Consider the following 12,022-nt stretch of genomic DNA (forward strand, 5'->3'; position numbering starts at 1 on the left):
TCCGATGCGGGCCGGCCGTCGTCAAACCGACGAATGCTGCGCGGCAACACGCCGGACGAATTGAATCAACGTGTCGCGGCGCCTTTGGTGCCAGCATGCATTTCGTGCCAGCTGCGCACCCGCCCTTGTCCGTGCCTTGACCTATGGTAGCATGGTTTCATCAAGTATTCGGGAGCGATACGATGTCCACTGCGTCCAGCTCACCCGCCACACCTCCTCACAGCCTCGGATCCGGGCTTTCCAACCTCCGCGCCAAGTGGGGCTGGATCGTCGCCCTCGGCGTGATCTACCTGATCGCCGGCGTGCTCGCCTTCGGCAGCGTCTTCTTCGCCACCGTCGTCAGCGTGCTGTTCGTCGGCGCCATGATGATCGTCGCCGGCGTCGCCGAGATCATCAACGCGTTCCAGTTCAAGACCTGGGGCAAATTCCTGTTCTGGCTGCTGCTCGGCGCGCTCTATGTCGTGGCGGGCTTCATCACCTTCGAGAACCCGCTGCTCGCCGCGGCGACGCTGACGCTGTTCCTCGGCGTTGCCCTCGTGGTCTCCGGCATCGTCCGCATCTTCCTCGCTTTCGGCATGAACTCGGAAGCGCCGTGGGGAATGGTTGCGGTCTCCGGCCTGATCACGCTCGTGCTCGGCGCCATGATCCTGGCGCGCTGGCCGGTGTCGAGCCTCTACGTGCTCGGCATTTTCCTCAGCGTCGATCTGATCTGCGCCGGCGTGAGCTGGATCAGCATGGGCATGGCGCTGAAGCGCAGGGCGTGAGGCGCGATCGTCGCTTCAGCCAGGGATCGCAGGGCGGGTTAGCCAACGGGTCCGCCCGCAGGGCGGCCCGATGGCAGGCTCCGCGTGACCCGCCGCATGTATGCGTGCGGAGAGACGGCGGATTGCGCTTGCGCTAACCCGCCCTACGCTCAATCCGCCTGCAAGCGCTCAGGGCTGCGCGAGGTGCCAGGCGCCGTTGAGGAAGCCGTCGCCGGTGATGTCGCCGGCCTTCTGGTCCTTGGCGAAGGTATAGAGCGGCTTGCCCTTGTAGGCCCACTGCTTGGAGCCGTCGTCACGCGAGATGATGGTGTAACCGCCTTCAGCCTTGTCGCTGGCGTCAGCCTTCAAGATCGGCCAGTTCGTCGCGCAGGGGCCGTTGCAGGCCGACTTGCCTTCCGAATCCTTGTCGAAGGTGTAGAGCGTCATGCCCTTGGCGTCGGTGAGGACGGAGCCCTTCGCGGTGGTTCCGGTCTTGGTCGGCGGCGCGGCAAAGGCGGTCGAGGCGAGCGCAAGCGACATGGCGGTGGCGAGCGCGATCGATGTCTTCATGATGTCTCCTTTTCGAATGCAAATGGCTTGCATGCGTAAGGACTCCGGAGGGCGCGCGCTATTCCGCTGATCGCGCGTGAAGAATTTTCGGGACGGCGATCAATGCGAGGGGAATAAAGCCGGAGGCGCGTGCCGATACCGGCAGCCAGCGCAGCATGAGTTTTGGTTGAAGCGGCCTAGCGGCAAGCTCAGTGCGCCTCTCTCGCTTGCGGTCAGGGCTATCGCATATGCCCCTTGGCGACGCGCAAGTGCTTGGCCTCGTGGTTCGAGACGCGCCGCAAGCGGCGCTCCTCACCATGAGGGTCTACTTATTGTGCCGCAAACAAGACCTCATCCTGAGGAGCCTGCCGAAGGCGGGCGTCTCGAAGGATGGCCACGAGGGCACCGCCACGATATGCGATAGCCCTGCGCTTGCGGGAGAGCGAGTGCACCCCCTTTGCGATTTCTACTCACCCGATCTCATGGCGCCCTACCGCCTGATTTCCTCGACCGCGCGCACCAGCGGGCGGTCGGAGAGCTGGATCGGGCCGGAGAACGGCGTGCTCATTTCGAGGATCAGGTAGATCGCGGCCGAGATCAGCGCCGCGGCGGCGATGGTGGTCGAGATCACCACCGCGTTGCGCGGCGCGCGAAAGCCGAGGGTCGCGAACATCAGCGTCAGCCACCCGACCAGGATGCAGATCAGCGGCGACGGAAACGAACCGTCGGACTGCTCGACAAAGGTCCAGCGCTGCTGCACCGCCTGCCGGTAGACCGAGCGGGCGTCGTTCCACAGCGCGACCTTCTGCTCGTCGTCGAACCGCAGCTCGCGCAGGCTGGTGCCGACCTCGTCGAGCAGGCGCTCGGACACCTCGTTCGCTCGTGAGATCGGAACATCCTTGAGCACCTGCTCGACATAGGCGAGCAGCCGCTTGCGCGGCTCGTCGGCGCTCGGCCCGAGCGGCCGCAGGCCGCGATCGAGCAGGATGAGGTCGGTGGCGAAGACATGCAAATTGCGGTCGACCGCCACATAGGTGTTGGCGGCACTGTTCATCATCAGTCCGAGCAGCAGCGACGGCATGGTGACGAACAGCGTCGCGACCAGGCGTACCGAGGTATTGGTCTCGTCGCTGCGGTGATGATCGGCGAGCCGGGCATGGATCGCCATGGTCGCAAGCGCGGCGCCGCCGAGCAGGACGAAGATCAGGACGGCGACGATGAATGCAACCACGGCTTGCGAAAACCTGCGAGAGAATCAGGTCCGCAGGATAGCAAGGGACGCCCGGCGGTGCATGTCCGGTTGACTAGCCGTCCCCACGCGCTATCCAGTCCGGACAGGTTTCGGGAACGTCCGGCGAGAGCGCGAGGGGCGCTCCAGAGGAGATACCACGTGCATATCGTCGACGACAGCGAGGTCAACCGCGTCCTGAGCTTTCCGGTCTTGATCGAGGCGATCGAAGCCGCGCACCGGCGGCCGAAGATCGCGGTGCACGACAGCTATCTCGGCGACGACAAGGGCCAGCAGCTGGTGACGCGCAGCGCGGTCGATGCCGGCCGCTTCATGATGACCAAGCTCTACACCAGCTTTCCGGGCAACCTCGCCCACGGCAAGCTGCCGGCGGTGCAGGCGGTCTGCGTGCTGTTCGACGGCAATGACGGGCGTCCCCTCGCGGTGATGGACGCCGCCGAAATCACCCATTGGAAGACCGCCGCGGATTCCGCACTCGGCGCAAAACACCTCGCGCGGCCGGATGCCGAGACGCTGCTGGTGGTCGGCGCCGGCGAGATGGCGCGCTGGCTGGTGCGCGGCCACCGCACCGTGCGGCCGCAGCTGAAGCGGGTGCGGGTCTGGAACCGGACGGTCGAGCGCGCCCAGGAGCTCGCCGCGCTGCTGGAAGGCGATGGTATCGCCACGGAAGCCGTCACCGATCTCGACGCCGCGACACGCGAGGTCGACATCATCACCACCTGCACCCGCTCGCGCGAGCCGCTGGTCAAGGGCGCCAACTTAAGGCCCGGCACCCATCTCGATCTGGTCGGCGGCTTCACCCCGGAGACCCGCGAGTCCGACGACGAGGCGGCGCGGCGTTCGCGCATCTTCGTCGACCGCCGCGAATCCGCCTTCGACGGCGTCGGCGACATTTTGCAGCCGATCGCCAGCGGCGCGATCAAGGAGACCGATGTGCTCGGCGATCACTACGATCTCGCGGGCGGCAAGGTCGCCGGCCGACTGTCAGCAGACGACATCACCTTCTTCAAGAACGCCGGCGGCGGGCATCTCGATCTGATGACCTGCGAGACGGTGCTTGCGCAGCTGGGGAAGGAGCTGCGGTAAGCGGAACTGTTCTGTAGCCCGCATGAGCCAACGGGTCGCACGAATGCGCGCCCGATGACAGCCTCCGCGACATGCGGGACTATGCTCCCGGATATCGCTTCGCTCATCCGGGCTACATCATTGCTCTACGTCTCGCGCAGCCAGACCTCGCCGATCGAATGGTCGAAGCGCTTGCGCAACACGACGTCGGCCCGCGTTCGCGTCGGCAAGATGTTCTCCCTGAGATTGGCGCGATGATGCTCACGCCACAGCCGCTCCGCGACCTCGCGCGCATCGTCGGGCGGCAGGTCCCTGTAGTGGTGGAAATAGGAGGCGGGATTCCGGAACGCCGTCGGCTGCAATCTGAGGAAGCGTTCGACATACCAGGATTGGATGTCGGCTTCGTCGGCATCGAGATAGATCGAGAAGTCGAAGAAATCCGACACCACCACCGGCGCCGTGCCGCGCGCCAGCAGCACGTTGAGGCCCTCGAAGACAAGGATGTCCGGCTGCTGGATGACCTGGCGTTCCGACGGCACGATATCGCCGATCAGATGCGAGTAGACCGGCAGCTCGATCTCGCGTTCGCCCGCCTTCGCCGCTGCCAGAAATCGCAACATGCGCGGCAGATCGTAGCTCTCGGGAAAACCCTTGCGCCGCATCAGCCCGCGCTCTTCGAGAACGCCGTTGGCATGCAGGAAGCCGTCGGTCGTCACCAGCTCGACCCGCGGATGATCGACCCAGCGGGCCAGCAGCGCGCACAGCACACGGGCAAAGGTGCTCTTGCCGACGCCGACGCTGCCGGCCAATGCGATGATATAGGGCGAACGGCGTGCCGGCCGGCCGAGAAACTCCGCCTTGACGTGCGCGAGGTTGCGCGCCGCCGCGAAATGCAGGTTCAACAAGCGCGTCAGCGGCAGATACACGTCGCTGACTTCGGCAGAATTGATCGGCTCGTTCAATCCGCGCAACGCCGCGAGATCGGCGTCCGAGAGCGTCAGCGACGTGCTGGCGCGCAAGGCCGCCCAATCGCCGCGGCCGAAGATCATGTAGGCGGACAGCTCGTCGGGGTGGGTCATCCTCATCCGTTCACGGTGAGCCTGATGCGGCGAGTAGCCCGCATGAGCCAACGGGTCGCACGAACGTGCGCCCGATGACGGGCGCCGCGACATGCGGGAAGCTCTCTCCCCGGATATCGCTTCGCTCATCCGGGCTACGCGGCAACCGCTGGAGAACCGCAGGGCGGCTTGCGAACCGCAACCCGCCCTACGCTCCCTACTCAGCTGCCTGCTGCGTCGGTGCGTCCAGCACCTCCGACACCTTCGGCGGCGACATCGGCAGGCTGTAGAAGCGTTTGCCGAGCGCGTTGTGGACGGCGTTGGCGACCGCGGCCATCACAGGGACCAGCGGCACCTCGCCGACGCCCTTGACGCCCTGCGGATGTTTCGGGTTCGGCACCTCGACCAGCGCGCAATCGAGCATCGGCAGGTCGGAGCAGACCGGCATGCGATAATCGAGGAAGCCCGGATTATCGACCTTGCCGTCCTTGTTGTAGATGTATTCCTCGTTCAGCGCCCAGCCGATGCCCTGCGCGACGCCGCCTTGCAGCTGGCCTTCGACATAGCTCGGATGCACGGCACGGCCGACATCCTGCACGGCGGTGTAGCGAATGACGCGGACGATGCCGAGATCGACATCGACCTCGACGTCGCAGATATGGGTGCCGAAGCCGCCCTCGGCGCCTTGCGTGTTGAGCTGCACGCTGGCGCCGATCGGGCCGCCCTGCGACGGCGCCTTCTCGGCGAGGTCGGCGAGCGTCAGCGGCTCGAACTGGCCGGCATTCGGACTGACCGGATGCGCGGCGCCGTTCTCCCACTTCACGGCTTCAGGGTCGATCTCCCAGATCTTCGCCGCGCGCTCGCGCAAGGTCGCGATCACCTTGTCGGCCGCCTGCGTCACCACCATCGAGGAGGCGAACAGCACGCGGCTGCCGCCGGTCAGGTTGGAAAAGCCGACCGTCTGGGTGTCGCCGATGATGACGGAGACGCGCTTGTAATCGATGCCGAGCAACTCGGCGCAGATATTGGCGATGCCGGCGCGCGAGCCGCCGATATCGGGATGCCCTGTCGTGACGACGACGTTGCCGTCCTCGGTGATGTTGACCTGCGCGGAGGATTCACCGCCGGCATTGAACCAGAAGCCGGAGGCGATGCCTCTGCCCTGCAGCTTGCCGAGCGGCGCGGCATAATGCGGATGGTTCTTCGCGGCCTCCAGCGTCTCGATATAGCCGATGCGCGGGAACACCGGGCCATGGGCGGCCTTGGTGCCTTCCTTCGCCGCGTTCTTCAGCCGCAGCGCCAGCGGATCCATCTTGAGCGCCTCGGCGAGCTCGTCGAGCACGCATTCCACCGCGTAGGCGCCGATCGGCGCGCCGGGCGCGCGATAGGCCGCGACCTTGGAGCGGTTGGAGCAGACGTCGAACCCTTCCGACAGCACATGCGGAATGTCGTAGGGCGCGAAGCTGCACCCGACCGCGCCGCGGATCGGCGAGCCCGGGAAGGCGCCGGCCTGCAGATAGAAGCTGCCATGGGCGGCGACGATGATGCCGTCCTTCTTCGCGCCGATCTTCACCGTGCTCTTCGAGCCCGAGGTCGGCCCGGTGGCGCGCATCACCTCCTCGCGCGTCATCACCATCTTGACCGGGCGGCCGGATTTTTTGGCGAGCAAGGTCGCGAGCGGCTCGAGATAGACGATGGTCTTGCCGCCAAAACCGCCGCCGATCTCGGCGGGGATGGCGCGGATGTCGCTCTGCGGGATGCCGGTCAGCATCGAGGTCATCGCACGCACCATGAACTGGCCCTGGCTCGACGACCAGATCGTGGTCTTGCCGTCGGCCGCGACCGAGATCAGGCAGGCATGCGGCTCGATATAGCCCTGGTGCACCGGGCGCGTGGTGAAGGAGCGCTCGATGACGACTTCAGCATCCTTGAAGCCCTGCGCGATGTCGCCCTTCTTGGATTCGATGCGGCCCATGATGTTCGAGGGCTTGCCGTCGAATCTGTTGAACTCGTGCAGGATCGGCGCATCAGGCATCAAGGCGTCGTCGATCTCGATCGCCCAGGGCAGCACCTCGTAGTCGACCTCGATCAGCTTGCAGGCTTCGGCTGCGATCGCCTCCGTGGTCGCGGCGACGGCGGCGACGGGATGACCGGGGAACAGCGCCTTGTCGCGCGCCATCACGTTGCGGCACATCCAGCGCATGTCCTGGATGCCGAGCATGACGGCACCCTTCTCGATCGTGAAGTCGACGATGTCGCGCGCGGTGACCACCGCCTTAACGCCGGGCAGCGCCTCGGCCTTGGCGGTGTTGATCGACTTGATGCGGGCGTGCGGATGCGGGCTGCGCAGCACCTTGCCCCAGATCATGCCGGGCATGGTGGTGTCGGCGGCAAACGCCGCGCGGCCGGTCACCTTGTCGACGCCATCGGGCCTGATGGTGCGCTGGCCGATCCATTTGTTGTTGACGACGTTCATGGGCGCATCTCCCGCATTTCGGCAGCGGTCTCCATCACCGCGCGGACGATCTTGTCGTAACCGGTGCACCGGCAGAGATTGCCGGCGAGCCAGAAGCGGACTTCCTCTTCGGTCGGATTGGAATTTTTGGCGAGCAGCGCTTCGGAGGCCACCAGCATGCCCGAGGTGCAGATGCCGCACTGAAGCGCGGCGTGCTCGAGGAACTTCTGCTGCAACGGGTGCAGCTTCTCGCCCCTGGCCATGCCCTCGATGGTCCTGATCTCGTGGCCCTCGGCTTCGGCCGCGAGCATCAGGCAGGAGCAGACCAGGCGGCCGTCGAGCGTGATCGAGCAGGCGCCGCAATCGCCGGACGCGCAGCCCTCCTTCGAGCCGGTGAGCCCCAATTGCCCGCGCAGCGCGTCGAGCATGGTCTCGTACGGCTCGCACAGGAATTCGACCGGCTCGCCATTGACTGAGGTGGTGACGTGCAGTTTCGCCATGGTGCTAGTGTCCTCCCGCGCGCTGGGCGGCGATCGCGGCGGTGCGCTTGAGCAGCACGCCGGCGGTTTTGGTCCGGTAAGCAATGGTGCCGCGCTTGTCGTCGATCGGACGACAGGCGGCGCGGCACGCGGCAGCGGCGGCTTCGAGCGCGACATCGTCGAGCTTCGAGCCGATCAGCGCCTTCGCCGCCGGCGCGACCAGCAGCGCGGTCGGCGCCACCGCGCCGAGGCCGACACGGGCCGCGGTGCAGACGCCGTCCTTCAAGGTCAGGCTGACGCCGATGCCGACCACCGCGATGTCCATCTCGGTGCGCGGGATCATCCGCAGATACGCATCGCTCGAGCCTTTCGGCCGCGGCGGCAAGGTGAAGCTGACGAGGATCTCGCCCGGCTTGAGGTTGGTACGGCCAGGTCCGGCCGGCACATCCTCAACCTTCATGTCCCGCCGGCCGTTCGGACCCTGCACGGTGACGACGGCCCCCGCCGCGATCATCGCCGGCACGCTGTCGCCGGCCGGTGAGCCGTTGCAGAGATTGCCGCCGGCGGAGGCGCGGCCTTGCACCTGCTTCGAGCCGATCAGGTTCACGGCCTCGAGCACGCCGGGCCAAGCCCTTCCGAAGCGCGCATGCTCGGCGAGCTCCATGCCGGAGACGGCGGCGCCCACACGGAAACCGCCATCGGCGGTTTCGCTGATTTCGGTCATCTCGCCGATCTTCTTGATGTCGACGATCAGTCCCGGCCGCACCAGGCCGGAGCGCATTTGCACCAATAAGTCGGTGCCCCCTGCCATAATGCGGGCGGCACTCCCGGCGGCAGCAAATGCGCCAACCGCTTCGTCAAGCGTGCGCGGTGCTACGTATCGGATATCGGTCATGACGGTTCTTTCGGTCTCCCTCGACTGCTTGTTCCCTTAAGATTTGCGGGATGTGGCCTTATTGATTGCTGGCCGGCAGATCGCGAGCCTACACGGCGGATCGGGGTCCGAACAGCCTGCGAGGTGCGGCAGGAAGCGCAGGCTCCTATGCAGGATGCGGACTTGTGCAGTGCCGGCGGCGGCGCGCGGCCTGTGCTTTGGGGCGCGCTCGCGACCCGCCGCGACGAGGCCGCCAACCAGATCGGTCAGGCCTGACCGCGTTTGCCGGAGCCGATCCCAAGCATCGAGAACATCCCGATGATGAGAAGCGCCGCCGGAATGCACCACCACAGCACATAGCCGAACATGTATTCGAAGATCGTGCGCCGGTAAGGGGGAAGCGGATTGGGCAGCGCGCCGGCACGCTGCATCTGCTCGATCTTCTCCGGCGAGAGCTCGTGGTAGACGTTGAGCGGGCGGCCGTTGAGGTCTTTGCCGGAGCCCTTGACCATGAGGGCGTAGTATCCCGTCATCTTGTAGGGCAGGATGAAGGAGTGCGTGAGGCTCACATAGCCAAGCGCGAGGGCTTCGCCCTTGGGACCCTTCTCGGTCAGGTCCTGCAGCTGCTGGTAGCTGTATCGCGTGCCGAACTCCGCGGCGCGTACGTCCTGACCGGACACCGCCATGCCGACGAACACGAGAAGAACGAGCAGACCGCGGCGCATGGCGACTTGCCTCTCAAGGGGACGCGGCGGTTCGACCGCCGAACACTCGTCAAGCAAGCTACCGGAAAGATGTCCAACCCCGGCTAACCCAGGCAATACAAGTGTCGGCAGCCGGTTAAGTCCTCCTCAACCTCGTCGGGACGTGCCGAGCGGCGAAGCCCGGAACCAACGCCTGCTCGGCGACGTGCTCAAGCAGTGAGCGCACACGGCTGCGCAACCTCGCAACGAGACCGAACGCGATGGCGCGGCTCTTGCTTGCTTTCAACAACGGATTGGTGAAGCATGCCGGCGCAATGACAGATCGGGAGACGGCGAATGGTCGAAGTTTCGCGCAGAACGCTCCTCAAGCTTGCGGCCGGCGTGCCGCCGGCGATTGCGGCGCCGGCCATCCTGTCATCGCGCGCCCTTGCCGCGGGCAAGGGCAAGACCATCACCGCCGTGATGCATTCGGACCTGCGCATCATCGATCCCGGTTTCACCACCGCCTACATCACCCGCGACCATGGCTACATGGTCTACGACACACTGCTTGGCATCGATTCAAGCTTCAAGGTCCGCCCGCAAATGGCGGACTGGACGATCTCGGACGACAGGCTCACCTACACCTTCACGCTGCGCGACGGCCTGAAATGGCATGACGGCGCGCCCGTCACCGCGGAGGACTGCATCGCCTCGCTGAAGCGCTGGACCGCCGTCGACGGCATGGCGCAGAAGCTGGCCGAATTCACCGCTTCCCTCGAGGCGAGCGGGCCGAAGACGATCGTGCTCAAGCTCAAGGAGCCGTACGGCCTCGTGCTGGAGTCGCTGGCTAAGCCCTCCTCCTACGTCGCCTTCATGATGCCGAAGCGGCTCGCTGAGACGCCGCCGGGCAAGCAGATCGCCGAGCAGATCGGTTGCGGGCCGTTCAAATTCGTGAGCGCGGAATTCCAGCCGGGCGTCAAAGCCGTCTATGAGCGCAACGCCGACTACGTGCCGCGCAAGGACAAGCCGGATTGGCTGTCGGGCGGCAAGGCCGCGAAGGTCGATCGCGTCGAATGGGTCACGATGCCCGACGCGCAGACCGCGATCAACGCGCTGCAATCCGGCGAGATCAATTTCCTGGAACAGCCGTCAGTCGACCTGCTGCCGGTGCTCGAGGCGAACTCCGATCTCACCGTGGCCGTATTGAACAAGTTCGGCTTCCAGATCGAGGGCCGGATGAATTTCCTGCACCCGCCGTTCGACAACCCCAAGATCCGCCGCGCCGCATTCCTGGCGATGAACCAGAAGGACGTGCTCGACGCCACCGTCGGCAACGCGAAATATTACGAGATCTGCGGCTCCTATTTCGCCTGCGACACGCCGCTCGCCAGCGACGCCGGCGCCGAGACGCTGATCAAGGGCAACGGCATGGCCGAGGCCAAGAAGGCGCTGGCCGCCTCGGGCTATGACGGCACGCCCGTCGTGATCATGATCCCCGGCGACGTGCAGACGCTGAAGGGGCCGCCGACGGTCGCGGCGCAGCTGTTGCGCGCGGCCGGCTTCAACGTCGACGCGCAGGTGACGGACTGGCAGACCGTGGTGAGCCGCCGCGCCAGCCAGAAGCCGCCCAAGGAAGGCGGCTGGAACCTGTTCTTCACCTTCACCGGCGCGACCGAGGTGATGAACCCGATTGTCAACAACCAGATCGCCGCGAACGGCAAGCGGGCCTGGTTCGGCTGGCCCGAAGACGCCAAGCTCGAGCAGATGCGCGACGCCTATGCGCGCGCCACCTCGCCCGAGGAGCAGAAGAAGGTCGCGGTCGAGATTCAAAAGCAAGCCTACGAGCAGGTGATCTATATCCCGCTCGGCCAGTTCCGCTTGCCGAGCGCCTGGCGCAAATCGCTCACCGGCGTGCTGGAAGGCCCGGCGCCGCCGGTGTTCTGGAACGTCGACAAGACCGAATAAGGCCGGCGGCGCGAGCGAGGCACGCCGCTGATCAACGTTGGGCCAGCTGAGGCACGTCGGAAGGTTCATCGTTTCAGCCGCCGAGGCGCTTCACCGCTCTCGCTTGCGGGCGCTGCAAAAAATACCGAAAACAACCCCATGCAAAGGAGCCGACGGCCGCCGGCGTTCGACCGGGCAACTTGACACGCCGGGCAAATCAGCAATACATTTCCAATATTCCGAAATCAGCCTCCCCCTCCGGCGCGAACCAATGGCTGCGATTGCGCATCATTCGCGGCACCCCAGCCTTGCCGATAACGAGGGCGTGGACTCACAAAGGTCCGCTTCTGACAGCGACGCAGTAATTGCCGTGCCGGATCGTCGTCGACTGCTTTTGACCCAAAGCGGATGTCGGGTCGATCGTGTCTAATTTTTCATGCCCCAATCAGGAATGCTTAGTGCTTCTGTGCTAATCTAGCTGCATGAATTGGCTCGCACTTTTACTCTTTGTCGGCCCGTTGGTTTACTTCCTCCTTCGCGCCAAGCGTAGCCACGAACGATCGCTGGAACTTAAGCCAACGGGGATATACCGCTCTCCGCTGTCCCATGCGTGGATTGTAATTCTCGTTGCAATCCTCGTACTCATGTTCGGTCCAGCATACCTGCCTCACCATCGTTGGGCTCTCATCGCGTATCTCGTCGCCTGGGCCGTTGTGCTTGTCGCGGCCTTCTTCGTGCGGCGCGCCCTGAAATGGCGCTACCCGATCTGAGACGATGACTTCTGCTAGTGGCCCGCCGCCGACCTTTGCTCAGAAGGCTGCAATGTCCGCTTTAGGGAGGGAAGCCGACCAAGGTCTAGCAGGCCGCCGTGGTCGGCTTTTGACCCGATGCAGCCTTTCAGAAGGCTGACCTTGAATTAC

The 12,022-nt window shown here is 65.2% G+C and carries 10 protein-coding genes; 3 read left to right on the forward strand and 7 right to left on the reverse strand.

The features are described 5' to 3' along the window. Positions 1-182: 182 nt before the first annotated feature. On the forward strand, positions 183-764 hold the full coding sequence (locus ACVWYP_RS31020) for an HdeD family acid-resistance protein (RefSeq protein WP_038383264.1): 582 nt from the start codon (positions 183-185) through the stop codon (positions 762-764). A gap of 168 nt (positions 765-932) precedes the next feature. Here the strand turns inward: ACVWYP_RS31020 and ACVWYP_RS31025 are convergent, their stop codons facing one another. Next, positions 933-1,313, reverse strand: a complete 381-nt coding sequence (locus tag ACVWYP_RS31025; RefSeq protein ID WP_304495961.1) for a COG4315 family predicted lipoprotein — start codon at positions 1,311-1,313, stop codon at positions 933-935. A 469-nt stretch (positions 1,314-1,782) separates the two neighbouring features. Further along, the gene (locus tag ACVWYP_RS31030; RefSeq protein ID WP_028342705.1) at positions 1,783-2,523 is read right to left on the reverse strand and encodes a bestrophin-like domain; all 741 of its coding nucleotides are present in this window, start codon (positions 2,521-2,523) and stop codon (positions 1,783-1,785) included. A gap of 159 nt (positions 2,524-2,682) precedes the next feature. Here ACVWYP_RS31030 and ACVWYP_RS31035 point away from each other — a divergent pair, with 159 nt between their 5' ends. Beyond that, a complete protein-coding gene (locus tag ACVWYP_RS31035) occupies positions 2,683-3,627 on the forward strand; it encodes an ornithine cyclodeaminase family protein (protein ID WP_304495962.1) in 945 nt (314 codons plus the stop codon). Between the two features lie 125 nt (positions 3,628-3,752). Here ACVWYP_RS31035 and coaA read toward each other — a convergent pair whose 3' ends face one another. The 5 genes from coaA to ACVWYP_RS31060 form a co-directional block, all read right to left on the reverse strand. Beyond that, the gene (coaA, locus tag ACVWYP_RS31040) at positions 3,753-4,691 is read right to left on the reverse strand and encodes a type I pantothenate kinase (protein WP_439711101.1); all 939 of its coding nucleotides are present in this window, start codon (positions 4,689-4,691) and stop codon (positions 3,753-3,755) included. 190 nt (positions 4,692-4,881) lie between these two features. Then, a complete protein-coding gene (locus tag ACVWYP_RS31045; RefSeq protein WP_304495964.1) occupies positions 4,882-7,140 on the reverse strand; it encodes a xanthine dehydrogenase family protein molybdopterin-binding subunit in 2,259 nt (752 codons plus the stop codon). After that, positions 7,137-7,619, reverse strand: coding sequence for a (2Fe-2S)-binding protein (locus ACVWYP_RS31050; RefSeq protein WP_018272305.1), 483 nt, complete (start codon positions 7,617-7,619; stop codon positions 7,137-7,139). Before ACVWYP_RS31050 ends, ACVWYP_RS31045 begins: the two co-directional genes overlap by 4 nt. 4 nt (positions 7,620-7,623) lie before the next feature. After that, complete coding sequence (locus ACVWYP_RS31055; RefSeq protein WP_304500331.1) at positions 7,624-8,484, reverse strand: FAD binding domain-containing protein; 861 nt, start codon at positions 8,482-8,484, stop codon at positions 7,624-7,626. Positions 8,485-8,738: 254 nt separating this feature from the next. Continuing rightward, positions 8,739-9,197, reverse strand: a complete 459-nt coding sequence (locus tag ACVWYP_RS31060) for a hypothetical protein (RefSeq protein WP_028342710.1) — start codon at positions 9,195-9,197, stop codon at positions 8,739-8,741. Between the two features lie 315 nt (positions 9,198-9,512). Between ACVWYP_RS31060 and ACVWYP_RS31065 the strand changes: the two genes are divergently transcribed. Next, on the forward strand, positions 9,513-11,123 hold the full coding sequence (locus tag ACVWYP_RS31065; protein ID WP_456684252.1) for an ABC transporter substrate-binding protein: 1,611 nt from the start codon (positions 9,513-9,515) through the stop codon (positions 11,121-11,123). The last annotated feature ends 899 nt before the right edge of the window (positions 11,124-12,022 follow it).

This window comes from Bradyrhizobium sp. USDA 3262, assembly GCF_054060035.1.

Bases quoted from the DNA above. Each gene is read 5' to 3' on its own strand.
- ACVWYP_RS31020 (WP_038383264.1), top strand. From the start codon at position 183: ATGTCCACTGCGTCCAGCTCACCCGCCACACCTCCTCACAGCCTCGGA.
- ACVWYP_RS31025 (WP_304495961.1), bottom strand. From the start codon at position 1,313: ATGAAGACATCGATCGCGCTCGCCACCGCCATGTCGCTTGCGCTCGCC.
- coaA (WP_439711101.1), bottom strand. From the start codon at position 4,691: ATGAGGATGACCCACCCCGACGAGCTGTCCGCCTACATGATCTTCGGC.
- ACVWYP_RS31045 (WP_304495964.1), bottom strand. From the start codon at position 7,140: ATGAACGTCGTCAACAACAAATGGATCGGCCAGCGCACCATCAGGCCC.
- ACVWYP_RS31050 (WP_018272305.1), bottom strand. From the start codon at position 7,619: ATGGCGAAACTGCACGTCACCACCTCAGTCAATGGCGAGCCGGTCGAA.
- ACVWYP_RS31060 (WP_028342710.1), bottom strand. From the start codon at position 9,197: ATGCGCCGCGGTCTGCTCGTTCTTCTCGTGTTCGTCGGCATGGCGGTG.
- ACVWYP_RS31065 (WP_456684252.1), top strand. From the start codon at position 9,513: ATGGTCGAAGTTTCGCGCAGAACGCTCCTCAAGCTTGCGGCCGGCGTG.